This is a genomic window from Paenibacillus glycanilyticus NBRC 16618, assembly GCF_004000805.1.
In the GTDB taxonomy this organism is placed as follows: Bacteria; Bacillota; Bacilli; order Paenibacillales; family Paenibacillaceae; genus Pristimantibacillus; species Pristimantibacillus glycanilyticus.
In genome coordinates this window covers 46,393-64,239 of sequence record NZ_BILY01000006.1, presented here as the reverse complement: position 1 = coordinate 64,239, position 17,847 = coordinate 46,393, and the positions used below count along the sequence as shown (strand labels likewise).

Annotated in this window: 14 protein-coding genes; 2 read left to right on the top strand and 12 right to left on the bottom strand. The window is 52.0% G+C overall.

Annotation, left to right across the window (positions count from 1 at the left end):
- Nucleotides 1-5: 5 nt before the first annotated feature.
- The 11 genes from PGL01S_RS06095 to PGL01S_RS06045 form a co-directional block, all read right to left on the bottom strand.
- A complete protein-coding gene (locus tag PGL01S_RS06095; RefSeq protein WP_127492504.1) occupies nucleotides 6-941 on the bottom strand; it encodes an ABC transporter permease in 936 nt (311 codons plus the stop codon).
- Nucleotides 942-1,150: 209 nt separating this feature from the next.
- Nucleotides 1,151-2,656, bottom strand: coding sequence for an ABC transporter substrate-binding protein (locus tag PGL01S_RS06090; protein ID WP_127492502.1), 1,506 nt, complete (start codon nucleotides 2,654-2,656; stop codon nucleotides 1,151-1,153).
- Between the two features lie 148 nt (nucleotides 2,657-2,804).
- Nucleotides 2,805-4,343, bottom strand: coding sequence for a response regulator transcription factor (locus PGL01S_RS06085; protein ID WP_127492500.1), 1,539 nt, complete (start codon nucleotides 4,341-4,343; stop codon nucleotides 2,805-2,807).
- Nucleotides 4,336-6,165 (bottom strand): cache domain-containing sensor histidine kinase, encoded by a 1,830-nt coding sequence (locus PGL01S_RS06080; protein WP_127492498.1) that lies wholly within the window; start codon nucleotides 6,163-6,165, stop codon nucleotides 4,336-4,338. Before PGL01S_RS06080 ends, PGL01S_RS06085 begins: the two co-directional genes overlap by 8 nt.
- Before the next feature lie 246 nt (nucleotides 6,166-6,411).
- Nucleotides 6,412-6,984, bottom strand: a complete 573-nt coding sequence (locus tag PGL01S_RS06075; protein ID WP_127492496.1) for a DMP19 family protein — start codon at nucleotides 6,982-6,984, stop codon at nucleotides 6,412-6,414.
- A 19-nt stretch (nucleotides 6,985-7,003) separates the two neighbouring features.
- A complete protein-coding gene (locus PGL01S_RS06070; RefSeq protein ID WP_127492494.1) occupies nucleotides 7,004-7,330 on the bottom strand; it encodes a hypothetical protein in 327 nt (108 codons plus the stop codon).
- Between the two features lie 143 nt (nucleotides 7,331-7,473).
- Nucleotides 7,474-8,523: a Gfo/Idh/MocA family protein gene (locus PGL01S_RS06065; RefSeq protein WP_127492492.1), complete on the bottom strand. Its 1,050-nt coding sequence runs from the start codon at nucleotides 8,521-8,523 to the stop codon at nucleotides 7,474-7,476.
- A gap of 35 nt (nucleotides 8,524-8,558) precedes the next feature.
- Entirely contained in the window at nucleotides 8,559-9,293 is a 735-nt protein-coding gene (locus PGL01S_RS06060; RefSeq protein ID WP_127492490.1) for a ThuA domain-containing protein, read from the bottom strand.
- A 70-nt stretch (nucleotides 9,294-9,363) separates the two neighbouring features.
- Nucleotides 9,364-11,004 (bottom strand): type 2 periplasmic-binding domain-containing protein, encoded by a 1,641-nt coding sequence (locus PGL01S_RS06055; RefSeq protein WP_127492488.1) that lies wholly within the window; start codon nucleotides 11,002-11,004, stop codon nucleotides 9,364-9,366.
- A gap of 47 nt (nucleotides 11,005-11,051) precedes the next feature.
- Nucleotides 11,052-11,963, bottom strand: a complete 912-nt coding sequence (locus tag PGL01S_RS06050; protein WP_127492486.1) for a carbohydrate ABC transporter permease — start codon at nucleotides 11,961-11,963, stop codon at nucleotides 11,052-11,054.
- A 57-nt stretch (nucleotides 11,964-12,020) separates the two neighbouring features.
- Nucleotides 12,021-12,950 carry an ABC transporter permease gene (locus PGL01S_RS06045; RefSeq protein WP_015847137.1) on the bottom strand — a complete coding sequence of 310 codons (930 nt, stop codon included), beginning with the start codon at nucleotides 12,948-12,950 and terminating at the stop codon, nucleotides 12,021-12,023.
- Nucleotides 12,951-13,244: 294 nt separating this feature from the next.
- On the opposite strand from PGL01S_RS06045, the gene PGL01S_RS06040 reads away from it, so the two are divergent.
- Complete coding sequence (locus PGL01S_RS06040; protein WP_127492484.1) at nucleotides 13,245-14,990, top strand: sensor histidine kinase; 1,746 nt, start codon at nucleotides 13,245-13,247, stop codon at nucleotides 14,988-14,990.
- 3 nt (nucleotides 14,991-14,993) lie between these two features.
- The gene (locus PGL01S_RS06035) at nucleotides 14,994-16,586 is read left to right on the top strand and encodes a response regulator transcription factor (RefSeq protein ID WP_127492482.1); all 1,593 of its coding nucleotides are present in this window, start codon (nucleotides 14,994-14,996) and stop codon (nucleotides 16,584-16,586) included.
- A 403-nt stretch (nucleotides 16,587-16,989) separates the two neighbouring features.
- Here PGL01S_RS06035 and PGL01S_RS06030 read toward each other — a convergent pair whose 3' ends face one another.
- Entirely contained in the window at nucleotides 16,990-17,844 is an 855-nt protein-coding gene (locus tag PGL01S_RS06030; RefSeq protein WP_127492480.1) for a carbohydrate ABC transporter permease, read from the bottom strand.
- Between the last annotated feature and the right edge of the window lie 3 nt (nucleotides 17,845-17,847).

Here is a 17,847-nt window from a genome sequence, read left to right as displayed (position 1 = left end):
TCTTCCTAAAATAACGCGTTGTCCTTATTGAAGCGACGGACGATCCAGTTGGACGTGATGACGAGCACGAAGCCTACGAACGATTGGTACAGGCCGGCCGCTGTGCTCATGCCGATCTCCCCGGTCGTTTTCAGGCCGCGGTACACGTAAGTATCGATAACGTTCGTGACGTTGTAGAGCGTGCCGGAATCGCGGGTAACTTGGTAGAACAAGCCGAAATCCGCGTAGAAAATGCGGCCGATGGCCAGCAAGGTCAAAATGGTCATGAGAGGCGCCAGCATCGGCAGCGTGACATTGCGGATCTGCTGCCATTTGTTCGCGCCGTCGATCATCGCCGCCTCGTACAGCGATTTGTCGATGCCCATGATTGCGGCCAGATAGACCACGCTGTTATAGCCGAGCGATTTCCATAGGAACACAATGACGATGATGAACGGCCAATACTTCGGCTCGGAATACCATTGCTGAGGATCCATGCCGAACGCCGAGACGATCTTGTTCATCACGCCGCGGTCGAAGCTGAGGAAGCTATATGCGAAATAACCGACGATGACCCAGGACAGGAAGTAAGGCAGGAACATTCCCGTCTGGTACCATTTCGCCAGCCGCTTGTTTGCGATTTCGGAAAGGACGATGGCCAAGGCCACTGCCAGAACTAGACCAATAATGATGAACACGATGTTGTACAGCAAAGTATTGCGGGTGATGACGTACGCGTCGTTTGTGCTGAACAGGAACTTGAAATTATCGAAGCCGACCCAGCGGCTGTGGATGATGCTGGAGAGAAATCCGCCGTGCACGCGGTATTCCTTGAAGGAAATCACGGTGCCCAGCATTGGCAGGTACGAGAAGAAAAGAAACCAGACGGTAGCCGGAAGCACCATCAGGAGCAGGGCTTTATTGCGATTGATGTCTTTGAAGAAACGCCCAAAGGCCTTCATGGGGTTCACCCTTTCTAAGCGAAGTCGGTTTGCAGCGCCAAGGGCCTGCGGCCATTCGTTCCAAGATGAAACGGCTGATGCCGTCCATTGGCAGCGGCGCAAGTTTCATCCCTTAGAACGAGAAACAACGTACGGTATCCCGTTTCGTCTCTCTCTTTTTTGAAAAAAGGGCGAATGCCGAACATTCGCCCTTCGGTGCTATAAATGTTTTACTTGCCTTGCGAAGCTTTCCAAGCGTCGAGCTGCGTTTGCGCTTCGGCCATGATTTTGCCAAGACCCGCGTCGTTCAGCTTCTTGATCGCTTGCGGCAAGTATTTTTCCGGATCGACAGTACCCGTCATGAGCGGAGCCCAGAAGGATTCCTTCGCGTTTTGCACGGCTGCGATCTCGTTTGACACTTTCGTCGGATCGAAGTTGAAGCCGAGCAGTGCCGCAGGTTTGCCTGCATCGTTGTATTTCTTGAACTGTTCCCATTTGTCGGCAGGATCGCCCGGGTTCAGGTGAGTGATCATAATGTTGCCAAGAGAGAATGTTGGCATGTCGTAGTTCTTGGACTCAGGAAGGTTCTCCATGTAGTCGCCGTCGGTTACTTTGTAGTGCGTGCCTTCGATGCCGGAGTCGACCATGTTGCGAAGAACCGGATCGGTGTTCAGCAGGTTCAGGAATTCCATTGCTTTCTCTTTATGCTTCGAGTTCGCGGAGATCGCTTGCATGGAACCCATAACCGATTGGTTGTAGATCAACGCGTCGCTCATCGGAGTCGAAACGATCGGGTAGCCGTAGCTTGTCGACCATACGTTGTCCGCGAAAGGCTGCGTTGTCGCCTTGTCGGCAAACCATTTGCCAGTTGCCTGAACGTCCGAGGACGATTCCAGCGTCGCGGCTTCCGTCGGAATGTAGCCGGCCAGGTAGTATTTGTGCATCGTTTCGAGCGCTTGCTTCATTTCAGGCGTTTCGAATACGTTTACGATTTTGTAGCTAGCGTCGTCGAGCTTCACGGCCAGCGGGAATTTCTCGATCAAATAGTCATATGGAATGTATGGCGTGAAGGTCTTGTCCACTTGCAATGGAGTCACGTCCGGATTGTTTTGTTTAACTGTCTTGAGCAAAGGCTCGAGGCTTTCCAGGGTACGCACGTCCGTAATGCTCAGCTTGTTTTCGTCAAGGATGTTTTTGTTGAAGCGCCATACCTCGGATGTCGGAAGCTCTTTGTTTGCCGGTACGCCGTAGTTTTTGCCGTCGACTTTGGAACCGTTAAGGAAGGCAGGGTTCAGCGTATCGGTAATGCCTTTGCCGTATTGCGTCAGCAGATCATCGATTGGAGCGAAAGCCCCTTTACGCGCGTTTTGCACATAATCGAATGCCCATGCCGCGGTGAACATGATGTCCATGTCCGCGCCGGAAGCCGTCAGCACTTGCATCTTCTGGTTATAATCGCCCCAGTCGATCATCGTCATTTTGACTGTTGCGCCGATTTTTTCTTTCGTGTATTCGCTAACCGCTTCCATGACTTTGTCAACGTCTTTCTGCGGTGTGCCGATTGTGTACCAGTTCAATTCGACCGGCTTGGCATTGCTGCCAGCGTTGCTGGAAGAAGTGTTGTTGCTTGCTGCTGTGTTGCCATTGTTGCCGCCGTTGCTTCCGCAGGCGCTCAGCAAGAGCATAACGGCCATCGCGGACGTCAGGCCGATCGATGCCTTTTTACGGATTCCCATTGTATTGCCTCCCTTTTGTCTGTGTAGCATTCAGTAGTCGCGACTTCTTGCTACTTCATCTTAGAAGATGAAAACATTTTCAAAAATAATAGAAAACAAAGAATAAGTGTACAAAATAAAGAAAGGAACCGCGAATGACGCTTAGGCGTCACAGCAGCTCCTTAAAATCGCCCGGAACCATCCCGACATGCTTCTTGAACTGCTTGTAGAAGTAGCCTGTCTCCCAGTACCCGACTTGTCTTGCGATCTCGTTCACTTTGAGCCGGCTGTCCGCCAGCAGTTCCTTCGCTTTCTCGATGCGAAATTTATTCAGGTAATCCGTGAACGTATCCCCCGTCTGCTTATTAAAAAGCTGCCCGAGGTAATTAGGATGTATGTGAAACTGCAGCCCAAGCGACTTGAGCGTCAACGGCTCCGCATAGTGCTCGTGGATGTAGCGCAGCGCCTGCTTGATGACGGGACTCATGTCTTCCCCGGAGAACGAATCGGCGACGAAAAAAGCTGCCGTGCGCACGGCATTCTCAACGCCTTCGAGCGTTGCCGCGGTCACCGCTTGGTCTAGCGCGCCTTGGAACACCTCCGCGGCATCCGCGCGTCCAAGCTTGTCGACTTCGAGCTTCATCAGAATCATGAGCTCGATGGCTGCGCCTCTCGCCCGGACCGGATGCAGGCTTTCCGCCATTCGTATAGTCGCGAAATCGCGGGCGATAACCTCCTCCAGCTCGGCTTTGTCCTTGGCGAGAATGGGCTTCGCATACGCCTCCCATTCGAACAACCCCGAAGGAAGAGATGCCGTTTCCGCGGAAATATCCGCATAATCGAGCAAATGCCGGTCATGTCGCACCAGGAAAAATTGCTGCGCTTTGCGCGCCTCTGCATAGCTTGCGGCGGCATCGGCCTTCGCCACGATCCCGCCGAGCGCGATCTGCGGGCCAAGCTGCCTGTTCTCCCATTTGTCCGCCGCTCTTTCCAACGCTTCCGTTACCTTAGCTTTATTCCGCATGCCCTCGTTTATGCAGCAGGCGACGACCAGCTCGCCCTCGTCGTTGAGAAAGGGAACAAACGACAGGCCGTCGGACTCCTGAGCCAAGAGATCCTTGATGCAATCGTTCGGGCCGTAACCCGCGACACCTTGTTCAGAGCGAAAACGGATGATTGCCAGCGCCGCATACGGCTTCGAGAGATCGATGCCAAGGAGGGCCGTCCGTTCCGCCAGCTCGGGCAACGCGATCCGCCCGTTTACCCACCGGGTCATGACGTTGTCCCGCAGGATGCCGATCTCATCTTCCTCCAGCGGCTTTTCCGGCTTATCCACCTCCAGCTTCCGTACCGTATCCGTCAGCGTCGCCTCCAGCTCCCCGAAGTTAATCGGCTTGAGCAGGTAGTTCTCAATGCCGAGGCGCATGCCTTCCTTGAGATAATTGAATTCGTTGAACCCGCTCAGAATGATAACCTTCAATCTCGGCTGCAGCTCCCGAGCCTTGCGGATCAGTTCAAGCCCGGTCATGATCGGCATCGAGATATCGGTGATGAGCAGGTCGACCGGCAGCTCGCGCAGCCGCTCCAGCGCTTCCTCGCCGTCTTCGGCGCTGCCGACGACCTCCAGGCCGAAGGCGGACCAATCGACGGCGTCGCTTAAGCCTTCGGTTATAAACGGTTCGTCATCCACAAGCAATACTTTATACATCGCCAGCTTCCTCCTGTTGTTCAACCGCGGGCCAGATCACCGTCACCGATGTCCCCTTCCCGGGCGTGCTTTCTATGCTTAACCCATAGCCGGGTCCGTGCACCAGTTCAATCCGCTCGTGCACGCTGCGCAGCCCGAAGGACTGCTGTTCTTCGGTTTCCGGCATCTTCAGCCGCCGCATAATGCCCGCAAGCTGCTCCGGCTCGATGCCTTTGCCGTTGTCGCGTACCTGGACCCGGATCAGGCCGTGCTCTTGCGTTGCCTCGATAGTCAGGCGATTGTTCTTGCGCCGGGAATCCATCCCGTGCACGATATAGTTCTCCACGATTGGCTGCAGCAGCAGCTTTGCAACCGGAACCCGCAGCAGCTCTTCGTCGCATTCGACCTCATAGGCGAATTTGTCTTTGTAACGGATCCGGAACAGCTCCAGGTACAGCCTGCACATTTCAAGCTCTTCGCCAAGCGTGTTCTCCGCCTTCGCGCTGACCGAGTTGCGGAACAGCGCCGCGAGGCTGTAGATCATCTCGCCGACGTCGACCGCGCCCTGGGACATCGCCCGCATCCGGATAACCTCCAGCGTGTTGTAAAGAAAATGCGGGTTTACCCTCGCCTGCAGAGCAGCAAGCTCCGTCTGCTTATGCCTCAGCTCCGCCTTGTATTCCCGGTCGATATGCCGGCCCAGCTCGTCGAGCATCTCGTTAAAGCTCTGAGAGATCTGCCCGAGCTCGTCCTCGCGGGCATCCTGCAGGCGGGCGGTGAGATTGCCGCCCTCCACCTTCCGCATGAAGTGCACGATCCGGTTCGTCCGCCTCGAGATATTGACGATCACGATGGACGGAATGATGACCGCAACGACAATGCAGATCGTACTGATCAGAATGATCGTCCGCTTGAGGCCCGCGTACGCCTCGGCCATCACGCTCTTTGGCGTAATGCCAACGACGAAATAGCCGGCTTGGTTCTGCGTCAGCGTAGAGATGTAAGATGGCTCGTCGAGCATGCCGGTTTCCTTCAGGGAGCCGATTTGCTTCATGTACGGGAAGATCTGCCCGTAATATCGGTTCGCGGAATCGGACAACACCTGCCCGTCCTGCGACAGCACCAGAATTTCGCCCTTAAGCGGAGTCCGCTGCTGGTCGAGCGACCGGTTCACCATGCCGGAATCGAAATATACGAGCAGCTGGCCGATATTTTTGAGCGTATTCTTATCGTTTACCTGGACGCGCATGGAATACAACTGCGAGTTCCATTGGCCGATCAACCCGCGAATCCAGATGTTCGGCGCCGACGCGGCCGGCCCTTCCGCCGCCATGATCTCGGGAATGTACGAGCGGGTCGGATTGGTTTTGTACAGCCGCCGCGGGCCGTTCCGATTAAAAGCGTACAGCTGCTGCATGTCCGTGCTGTACAGCAGGATATTCTGGATGTCGGGATCGGAATCCATCCGGTCCGCGAGATAGCTCAGAATATCGACCGCGCTTTCGTTGCCGCCCGCGTAATTCTGGTCGAGCATGTACTGCGCGTATTCGCTGTAAGAATGCCGCAAAAAGTAAGAGGCGTTGCTCGCGAGCAGGCTGTTGCGGTAGATGTCCTGCACCGTGTTCTGCACCCAATCGTACTTCTGCTCCATATAGCGGTTCACCCGCTCCATGGCTTGCTTCTGATTGTTCAGCTCGCTGTTCACGATGGAATCGGATATGAGACCGAAGAGCAGATACGAGAGCGTGATAATCGTCAAATGCACAATAAGCGCAAAGACGAGAATGACTTTGACGAACAGGTTGTTCTGTATATAGTTTCGGTAGATTTTCCGGAATCTCAAACGCCCGTGCCCTCTCTCGTCGATAGTTAGGATTTGCCGCCATTATAACATTAAGCGCGGAGCCGCGCCTATTCCATCCGGCTGCCGGCGACAGGTCCGATTTTCAGCGTAAATCATACCACCGAAAGAAACAGGAAGTCCATTGCGTTCCGGAAGGTCAAGGTATAATCAAAATCAAAAAGCCCGTCTCGCCTTGCGGCGAGACGGGCTTTTTAACTATTGCACACCAGATGGGCTGCTTCACTTTTACAAATAAACAACTATGTTATCCATTAATTCCTTTTTATCAGCTTCAATATAGGCTGTTAAATGATCAAATACGTTTCCTTGATTAGCGTAAACATACAGCTTCTCTTCCGCTTTTTGTATGCGGTCGTAAAATTCTTCATCAAAAATTTGATGGGTTTGCGCAAAGTTTCGGACTTCATATTGCTGTACAAGCTGTATATCATCATTTAGTATGTGCGTACTCGCACCATACTCTTTAAGAATATCTTTTAATTCTTGTAAAGCATTTGCATCATTAACGGCTCCAATGCGCTCCAATACTTTTATTGTCTCATCCAGGTATCGGCCCGATGAATTTTCAGCAAAACCTAATAGGCCATTCATATTTAACTCCGTATCCAAATCAATAAGCAGTATGATATCCTGAAGGACTTCCGGAAGCTTCTTAAAAACCTCTTTGTCATTTGTATAATAGCTTTCTTGTTTGTACCTATTAGAGCACACTTGTTCAATTAGTTCGCTGGCAGAAGTAGCATGTAGATGTTCTTTTTCAGGTATTAACTGTTGCACTATTGCATGAAGATTGCTCATTCTTCTCCTCCCCGGTCTGTTACTGCCTAATATAGGTCCCCCCTATATCCATCAACCCTCTTACGTAAATGCGCTTATGAGCTTTATCCCCTTTGTATGCGTACACCCATTCCGGCCAAATGTAATCGGTGATTCCTCTTTTCTCTCCCTCGTTGTATGCGATACCGATTGTTTTTCCAAGATGATCGGCGCTTGATCCTTCATAGACATAACGATTATCTTCAAATACGATGGCGTCGCCTCGAACTTCATATTTATCCACCCACACTCTCGTATTTAGAAAATAGAACGAGACTGCAAGCAGAAGCAGAATAACGGCAGGAATCCCTATTTTCCGTATTTTCATAGCTTAACGAGCTCAATCCTCTCTCAAAATAATCATTATACTTTCACCCGAATAATACCATATAAAGGAATTCAATTCCGCGCTGTTAGAAAAATAAAAAGGTACCTGCGTCCATTAAACGCAGGTACCCTATCCCCATTAGCTTAAATCACAATCGTACGCTTCTCTTCGCTTGCGCGAATGACCGCGTCGATAATCTCCTGGTTGCGGTAGCCGTCCATAAACCCCGGCAGGCTCTCCGATGCCGTACCGTCCAAGAGCGACAGGAAGTCGCCGTACTGGGTTACCCGGCATCTCTCCGGCACGTTAATAACCGCTCTCGCCAGCTGGCCCGGCGCTTCCTCTCGGATCCAGACAATCTGATCCGGGTTCAGCGTCGACGCGTGCAGCGTTCCGGCATCGCCGTAGATCGATACTTCATGCTGGTTGCCCGAGCCGATCGCATTCCGCGACGACTGGAAGATGCCAACCTCATCGCCGGACATTCGGGCCTGGAAGCTTACGAAGTCGTCGACCTCGATCTTCACCATCTGGCCGGTAGCCGGATCCGGCCGCTCCGGAACCAGCGTGCGCATCAACGCGGACAGCTCCTTGAATTCCCCAAAGAGAAACCGAGCCATATCGATCATATGCGACCCTAGATCGCCAAGCGTTCCCGTACCGGTAATTTCCTTATTAAAGCGCCATATATACGGCGTCTGGTTCGGAACCGCTCCCCAGTCCTGCAGGTATTGGATCGCAAAGCTCCGCACCTTGCCCAGCTTCTCTTCCCTCACAAGCTCACGCGCATAACGGAATGCGGGCGTATAACGGTAGCTGTATCCAACCATGCCGTTAACCGGCTGTTGCTCGTATAGCTCCAGCAGTTCAGCTGCCTCCTCGAATACGCGGGTGAACGGCTTCTCCGCGAGGTAAGGCTTGCCCGCCTGCAGACAGGCACGGACGATATCCGCGTGGACGTTATTAGGCGTCACCGATACGACCGCATCCACATCCGGGTCGTTAATCAGCTGCACGAAATCCCCGTATCGTTTGTCAGGCGATATCCCCAGCTGCTCGCCTTTCTCCGTTAAAGCAGCTTCATTCACATCGCTTACCGCAATAATAGCAAAGCGGCCCTCCTCGGCCATCCAACGGATATGCGAATGCGACATGCCGCCAAGACCAATCAATCCGATTCGATACTTCTTCATCGCGATCCCTACTCCCCTCATGACTTAACCTTATGTCAGACCTTCACGCCAATCGGCTCTAGCGGCTGCACGTTGCCGCGTATAGGCAGCTCCCGTCGAACCGGCTCCGCCCATTTAACCGCATTAACGATGACGCGCTGAATCGCCGGGTTGTGGTAAGTCGGATACGTTTCGTGACCGGGTCTAAAATAAAACACCTTGCCGCTGCCGCGCGTATAAGCACAGCCGCTGCGGAAAATTTCGCCGCCCTCGAACCAGCTAGCGAAGATAAGCTCATCCGGCGCAGGGATATCGAAATGCTCGCCGTACATTTCCTCTTCCGGCAGCTCGATATATTCCCCGATTCCTTCGGCGATCGGATGTCCCGGCGCAACCACCCAGAGACGCTCCTTCTCGTCGGCTTCGCGCCATTTCAGGCTGCAGCTTGTTCCCATCAGAGCCTTGAAAATTTTAGAATAATGGCCGGAGTGAAGAACGATAAGCCCCATGCCGCCCAGCACGCGCTGGTATACCTTGCCGACGATCTCGTCCTGCACTTCGTCATGAGCGAGATGCCCCCACCAGATCAATACGTCGGTATTCGCCAGCACTTCCTCGGTAAGTCCATGCTCCGGTTCGTCCAAAGTCGCCGTTCCCGCTTCCATCCCCGCTTCAGTCAAAAAGCGCGCAATAGCCTGATGGATGCCATCCGGATAAATCTCCTTGGCTTTAGGGTTCGTCCGTTCATGACGATTCTCGTTCCATACGGTTACTCGCAGTTTGTCAGTCATCTCTTGTTCCTCCCAGCATGTTCTATAAAAAAGCTGCCCTGCAGTCCGTACGCAGGGCAGCAGAAAAACCTTATTTGATGTTCATGTAACGGTCATAAGCGTCATTGTAAATCTTGATCAGCTTCTCAAGCCCCATATCGTTCAGCTTCTTGACGTAAGCATCCCACTCCTGGTCGATGCCGCCTTTGGTCACCCATTTGGCGCGGGTGCTCTTGATATAGCTCTCGATATCCGTAATGAGCGTTGGCAGCTCGGCGTATTCTTCCTCGGTGTACATCACGTCCGGGAACGGCTGCGTGACGTATTCCTTGCCCAAGCTGTCGAGCTGCAGCTTCAGACCGTCGCCGCTTGTTGGATCAAGCTTGATGTTCTTCTCGAAATCGGGACTGACGTATTTCGGTCCAAAATCGCGCAGGGAGCTGTCCCAATACCAAGCGTCCGCGCTTGTGCCGTCCGGCGGATCCATCAGCGTATAGGTGCCGTCGGCATTTTTCTCGATGGAGGTGCCGATTGCGCCCCAGAAGTTCTGGATGCTCGCTTCCCCGGTATAGAACTGGTCAGCCCAACGCGCCGCGACCTCTGGATGCTCGTTCGAGGTTGTAATGAGCACCTCGTTGCGTCGGATGCTCATTCCGTTCGGATCGCCAATCTGATATTTCTTGCCGTCCGGTCCGGTAATCGGCGCGATGGTCTCATACTGCTTGCTCCATTGACCGAATACCGCGTCCGGCGTCCATTGGTACGAGAACCCGATTAACGCGTTGTCCGGATTTTGCCGTTTCGCCGTCAGCATCGTATCGTCCTGCGTAAACGTTTCTTTATCGATCAAGCCTTCGGAATACAGCTTATTCGCCCAGGTAATGGCTGCCTTGTAAGCTTCCGACGTCGGGAAGTATTCCGGCTTGCCGTCCTTCAGCACCATATGGTTGCCGCGCATATCCGTAATGCCGAATGGCGCGAACAGGTTCATGTCCAGATCCTTCTGATCGCTGTACGGAATCTCGTCAGCCTTGCCGTTGCCGTTTGGATCCTTCTCCTTAAACGCCTTCAGCACCGTATACAGTTCATCAAGCGTTTCAGGCGCCTTCAATCCCAATTTGTCCAGCCATTCTTTGTTGATAACCGGCTGCACGGAAGAATACGGCCGCGACGGCAGTCTTGCGGGCAGCGAATAGATTTTGCCGTCCGGGAACGTGCTCAGCTTCTTCAGCTCCGGCATTTCGGCCATGGCTGCTTTCAGATTCGGCATATATTTGTCGATGTAGTCGTCAAGCGGACGGAAAATGCTCAGGTTGTTCACGATATCGGAGTCCCCAAACGCCAGGTCGCCGATGATCACATCCGGCATTTTTCCGCTTGCCAGCATAACCGACTTCTGGGCATCCCAATCGCTCGAGGAGATGACCTGCCAATTAATTTTGACATTCGAATTTTTCTCCAGCTCCTGAAGCCAGGTGTTCTTCGTGAACGTATCCCCCATGTTGCCCCAACGGATCGTAAGAACGTCCAGCGTTACCGGCTTATCTACAATCGGAAGGCCTTCCGCATGGAAGTTGCTGCCTGCTTTGCCGTTACCCCCGTTATTGGAAGCAGCGGCATTATCGGTACTCTTGTCGCTGCTGCAGCCCGCAAGCACCGTGGTGCCCAATACGGAAATCAAAGCAAGGCCGGACAGCATTTTTCTCGTATTTCTCTTCGAAATGGTTGTCATGTATAAATCCCCCTCTAAAAGGATAATGGCAGTTCCCCCGCAGCTTGCTATTCCTTCACGGCGCCGATCATCACCCCCTTGTTGAAATGCTTCTGCACAAACGGGTAGATGCACATGATCGGAACCGTAGCGACGATAATGACGGAATATCGCAGCAGATTGGCAAGGCGCAGCGCGATTTGGGCCGCTTCCCCCGTACCAAGCGCGGTCTGCATCTGATTGGTGACCAGAATATCTCTTAAGATCAGCTGCAGCGGGTATAAATTCTTATCCTGCAAATAGATTAGCGCGTTAAAATACGAATTCCATTGACCAACGGCAAACCATAAAGCCAATACGGCAATAATCGGTTTCGAGAGCGGCAGCACCATCTGAGCATAAAAGCGCAGGTTTCCGCAGCCGTCGATTTGCGCGGCTTCCCATAACTCCGTCGGAATGCCCGTCCGGAAGAACGTACGCGCCACGATAATATCAAAGACGGCAACCGAGAACGGCAGCACCATGACTAGAAACGTGTCGTACAGGTGAAAATCTCGGATCGTCAGAAACGTAGGCACTAGTCCCCCGTTGAAGAACATGGTGAAAATAAAGAAGAGGGACAAAAACTTGCGTCCGACAAGATCCTTTCTCGACAGGGCATAACCCGCCGATACGTTGACGATAAGGCCGATCAGCGTACCCACAACCGTATAAACAATCGTGTTCCGGTAGCCAATCCATATATTCGAATGATTCAGTAATTCCTTATAACCATCAAGCGTAAACCCTTTCGGAAATAACCATACCTTGCCGTTCCCCACAGCCGAAGGATCGCTGAAGGAAGCGATGATAATAAAGTAAAGCGGATATAACACAATGATAAGGACAATCGCAGCCCAAATATAGAGCAGGATCTCCAGTACTTTATCGCTATTGCCCGTTTTTTTCGGTTGCATGGCTAAATTCGCGGCAGCCTCCATAGCTGTTCTTCCTCCTCAAATGAATGGCGAAGCCATTCATACTTCGTAAGCATCCGTTTACCAGAGACTGTTCTCGGAATATTTTTTAGATATCCAGTTGACCAGAATTAACAGGGTGAAATTAATAACCGTATTAAATAGATTGATGGCCGCCGAGAAGCTGTATTGAGAGCTGAGCAGCCCGATTTTGTACACGTAAGTCGAGATTACTTCGCTGCCGCCTATATTCAGGTTGTTTTGCAGCAGATAAGCCTTCTCGAAGCCAACGCCCAGCAGTCCGCCGATACGCAGGATCAATAAGGTGACCGCTGTCGGGATAAGCATCGGAATGTCAATGTAGCGGATTTTCTGCCATCGGCTGGCTCCGTCCACGGTTGCCGCTTCGTATAGGCTTGGACTAACGGAGGATAACGCAGCCAGATAAATAATGCTGTCCCATCCCGTATGCTGCCAGACGTCCGACCATACATACAGGCTGCTGAACATGCTGGCCGAGCCCATCAGGTTTGGCGCTTCGGCGCCGAATAGCCGGTAGATGTTGCCGATCAGTCCGTTCCCCGGAGACAGCAGGATCATCATGAGACCCACGATTACGATAGTCGAAATAAAATGCGGCATGTACGTAATCGTCTGGAATACCCGCTTAAACCGGTTCTGCCGCAGCTGATTCACGAGAATGGCGAATGCAATCGGAAGCGGAAAGGTGACGAAGCTGTACAAGCTGATGAATACCGTATTCTTAATGGTGACCGTGAATTGGTAGGAATGAAAAAACTTCTCGAAATATTTGAACCCTACCCAGGGACTGTCCATAATGCCAAGCGCCGGTTTGAAATCTTTAAAGGCGATAATGACCCCGTACATCGGCTTATAAGTAAAACAGAGCAGCAGCACGACAGCCGGCAGCAAGAGCAGGTATAAACCCCAGTTTCTGCTGATTCTCGTTACGTAACGATGCAGATTACCGCTCGATGAACTGTTTATCAAGAATGTGTACCTCCCTTTGCTGTGTGATTGACTTCAGTATACGTGCTGGCGATAACGGGATTTGGACTTCATGGATGCAAATTCCGGACATTCGGAAGCTGGAAAACCGGATTGCAGCCTTAACGGAGGGCTGGCGCTTGGGCAAACCTACAATCCAGACTTTTTGCTGTCACTAATCGGACATTCGCTCTCTTAAGGGGTTGCAACCGGTTGCAATTTCGAAAGCCAAGGCTATAATTATCTGACACGTGATTTTGCTTTAATAGAGGTTGATAGCGGGGAGTTGCGGGGCACATGGCCAAACCGTCGGAGAACAAGCTGTATCCGATTCAGCATTACGTCAAAATCATTCTCGTCATTTCGTTTACCGCGCTGATTCTGGATTTTATCATCAGCTTTGCGTCGATCACGATCGTTAAGCAGCAGTCCGCAAGGGATTTGAGGGATACCGCTTATTTGTACATCAACCGGATTAACAGCGACTTTTCCTACATTAATCACTTCATGGGCTGGACGCTGGCGAACGACGAGAACGTCAAAATGATGGATACCCACGACACGAACGAAACGGAATTCATCAAAGCAAACGACGCGTTGTACAGGCGGTTCGTCGAGCTTCAGACCAGCTATGACAAGAGCTACAACTTCTTTATTTTTTTCAAGAATAAAAACGTCATGCTCAACATTGCGCCTATGAAGGCGACGTATAAGGAATACCAGCAATTGCAGCACCAGATTAATATCTTCATCAAAGACAAGGTCATCTATGAGAAGTTCTATTCCCGTTGGTCGACCATTCAGCTCGCCGGGACATTTTACATCGTTAATATCGTGCCTTATCACGACAGCTATATGGTCTGCCTGATCGCCGCGGATGATCTGATCCGGCCGCTCCGCCAGATTAATTTGGGCGAGAATGGATATGCCTCCCTGCGTGCCGAGGACGGCAGCCTTGTAACCAGTCCCATCTCGAACAAAGGCAAGCTGCTGAACATCGAACGGGAGCAGGAAAGCTCCTCCATCATGAACACGCTCCAGACCCGAACGACGGTTAACGGCGAGTTCGATAACGCATCGTTCTACGTGAAGCTGGTCATTCAATTCGGCGCGTTCGAGAAAATCATGATCGTTCAGCTGTTAATCGTGCTGCTGGCCGTTATTGTCGCCTGCAGTCTGAGCTTCATCATGCTGTATTTCAAGAACAAGGTGCTTCAGCCCATCAAGAGCTTCTCTTATAACCTCGCCTTCTGGACGGAGGACGGGGAGCCGCTCGACAGTACGGGCAGCAAGATCGTGGAACTGGAGAAGGCTAACAGTCAATTTGCCCAGCTCGTCAACCAGATTAAAACCTACAAGATCGATATTTACGAACGCGAGCTGGAGAAGCAGCGCATCCAGCTGGATTATATGAAGCTGCAGATCAAGCCGCATTTTTTCCTGAACTGCCTGACGACGATTCATAGCATGGCGCAGATGGATATGACCGAAGAAATCCAGCAGATGGCTTTATCCACTTCCGTGTATTTCCGGTACATTTTCCAGAACGGCCAGGACTTTGTCCGCTTGGAGGATGAAATCGAGCATGTCCGGGTTTATCTCGAAATTCAAAGGAATCGCTACCGAAGCTCGTTCCTGTACCGGATTGAGCAAGAGGAGTCAACGCGGGATGTCCCGATCCCTCCTCTCGTGCTGCAGACCTTTATCGAGAATGCGATTAAATACGCGGTGTCGCGGGATCATGAGGTGCTCATTACTCTGACCGTTGAGAGGCGGATGATGGAGGAGCAAAGGATGACGGTCATCCGGATTACGGATACGGGGCCCGGTTTTCCGCCGGAGGTCTTGGAAAAGCTGCAGCAGGGAGAGCCGCTTGATCAGACGCTTGGCACGCAAATCGGTATTATGAATACCGTTCAGCGATTGAAGTACCTGTATGGTGAGCTTGCGCAGATCCGCTTCGGAAATCCGCCTGACGGCGGCGCCTCCGTGACCCTATATCTTCCGGAGCTTCCGGCCATTTCGAACGAGACAGGAGTGTAGCCCATGAATGTACTGCTTGTTGATGACGATTACTTTGTCGTAACCGCGCTGGAGAAGAAGATCGACTGGGCTTCGCTTGGCATCGAGGGCGTCTATACGGCCCATAACGTCGCTCAGGCTCGGGATATTCTGATGAAGCACAAGGTTCAAATTCTTATATCGGATATCGAAATGCCGCAGGGAAGCGGCTTGGAGCTCTTGGCGTGGATTCGCGAGGAGAACTACAACGTGCAGGCGATTTTCCTGACCAACTACGCGGACTTCAATTACGCGCAAAAAGCGATCGAGCTGCGCAGCTTCGAATATTTCCTGAAGCCGATCCAATTCGATAAGCTGATGCTTATTATCCGCAAAGCCGTTGAGCGGGCGACGGAACAGCAGCAGCAGGAAAAAGCCATTCAGGAGGGCTATTACTGGCAGCGCAATCAAGCGAAAATGCTTGAGCATTTCTGGCACAAGCTGATCAGCGGCAGCGTCTCCTGCGCGCTTAAGGCTGCGGATATCTTGGTTGCCGTTGAGGAGCAGCATCTTTCTTACGACCGCAATGATCTCATTCAGCCCGTACTGCTTAATCTGTTTCCCTATGACGGCAGCATGGGCGTTGAGGAAAAAAATCTGTTCGACTTCGCGTTGCTTAACGTCCTATACGAGCTATTCCAGCATCCGCAATTTACGGTGGAGACGGTTCTGGAATACAGCTTGAATAACTGGATTGCCGTGCTCAAATGGAAGGAAGCCCCCGATGCCCAGACGCTTGATGGGCTTTGCGCCGCCTTTATCCAGCAGGCGAACCGCTCGCTGAAATGTGATGCCTGCTGCATCGTTGCCATGTCCGGTCGGCTTGAGGGCATTAGCCCGGTCATCCGCCAGCTGCTGGAGCGCAATCAGGATATCGCCAAACGGCGCAATCATATTTTTTTCGTGGAGCATGGTCTTCGTCAAGCCGACGAATCGTATCAGCCGCCGGATCTGACCAAGCTGGAAGAGCTGCTGGAGCGGAACATGCCGGAGGAATTCCTACGGGAGACAACCCGGTATTTAAACGAGTCCGTGCATCGGGATCATTTCTCTACCTCCGTCCTCAGCTTGTTCCGGCTGGATATGATGCAGCTCGTTTACGCTCTCCTGAAGTCGAAGGGTATTCAGGCACATCAACTATACACGGGGAAAACCAATGAACGTCTTCTCGCCCATTCCCTCCATTCCATCGAGGATCTGGAGGCTTATTTGAAGTATCTCGTTCACACGGCCATGGAATACCGCGATTTCGCGGAGCAGCCTAAATCCGTTGCCGAAGAAATCAAGCAATACATCCATGCCCATTATGGAGAGGATTTGACCCGCATCAGCCTGGCGGAAATCGTCTACCTCCATCCCGATTATCTGGCCAGACTGTTCAAGAAGGAGACCGGCGTTTCCCTGGGTACTTATGTGATCAGCGCCCGAATTGATGCCGCCAAGCAGCTGCTCCGCACGACCAATCTGTCGGTCTTCGCCGTGGCGAAGAAGGTCGGCTATGCCAACTATTCCTACTTCGCGAAGGTCTTTAAGCAGGAGGTTGGCGTAACGCCTAATGAATATAAGCAGGATTGCTAGGGATTGCGTCCACAGTTGCACGTTCGTCTTAACGATGCGGCACATCGTTAAGACTCCCATTTTACCTCTACTGGATCTGCTTAACGATGCCGCGCATCGTTAAGCCACGCCGAATCAGCGAATTCTGCTGGTTTAGACGACTTTTCAGGTTCCTTAACGATGTGGCACATCGTTAAGACTCCCATTTTCTCTCTACTGGTTCCGCTTAACGATGCCGCGCATCGTTAAGACGCGCCGGATCAGCGGATTCCGCTGGTTTCGGCGACTTTTCAGGTTCCTTAACGATGTGGCACATCGTTATGACTCCCTTTTTCCCTCTACTGGATCCGCTTAACGATGCCGCGCATCGTTAACAACAAAAAGGCTGCCAAATGTGGCAGCCTCTTTCAACCAAGCAACAATGCTATTCCTTAACCCCGCCAAGCGCTACGCCCGCGATAATATAGCGGGATAACAAGAAGTAAATGACGAATAACGGCAAGGCTGTTAGCGCAAGGCCCATATAGATCGAGCCAAACTCCGTTTTGTAAATATCGCCCCGAAGCAGGCTCACCATTACCGGCAGCGTATACTTTGATTTGTCCGTAAGCAGAATGAGCGGCATAAACAGGTTGTTCCAGCTTGCCACAAATGCGAAGATGGCTTGCGTCGCAACCGCCGGCATCATAATCGGAATAATGATTTTGTTGAAGGTTGCGAACTCGCCGGAGCCGTCAATACGAGCCGCTTCCACGATCTCAAGCGATAGGGTCGCTAGCAGGTACTGGCGCATGAAGAACACGATAGCCGGCGCAGCGATCGCAGGCAGAATGAGCGGCAGGAAGCTATTTGTCCAATGCAGCTGATACATGAATTGATAGAAGCCAATCGCGCTTGCCTGCGCCGGAATCATCATGACGCACAATATAAACGTGAAAAACGTTTGACGCCATTTCCAGTTGTACACGACAAGCCCATAGGCCGTCAAAGAAGAGAAATAAACGGCGCAGACGGTAGATGTAGCCGAAATAATGAACGAGTTCAGGAACCCTTTTAACGGATCAAAGCTTTTGCTGGTCAACACGTCCCAGTTGGTCTTGAGATGCGTGGAAGGAATCAGCGACAGACCGCTTTGAATTTCCGCCGTAGAACGCGTTGCATTCACGAACATTACCCAGAATGGAAGGATGCTAAGCAGCGCAAGGCCAATGCAGACAACATAGATAATGGTCTTGTTAATGCCCCGGGAGACCGTTGCTGTTCTCTCTATTTTCGCCATCGG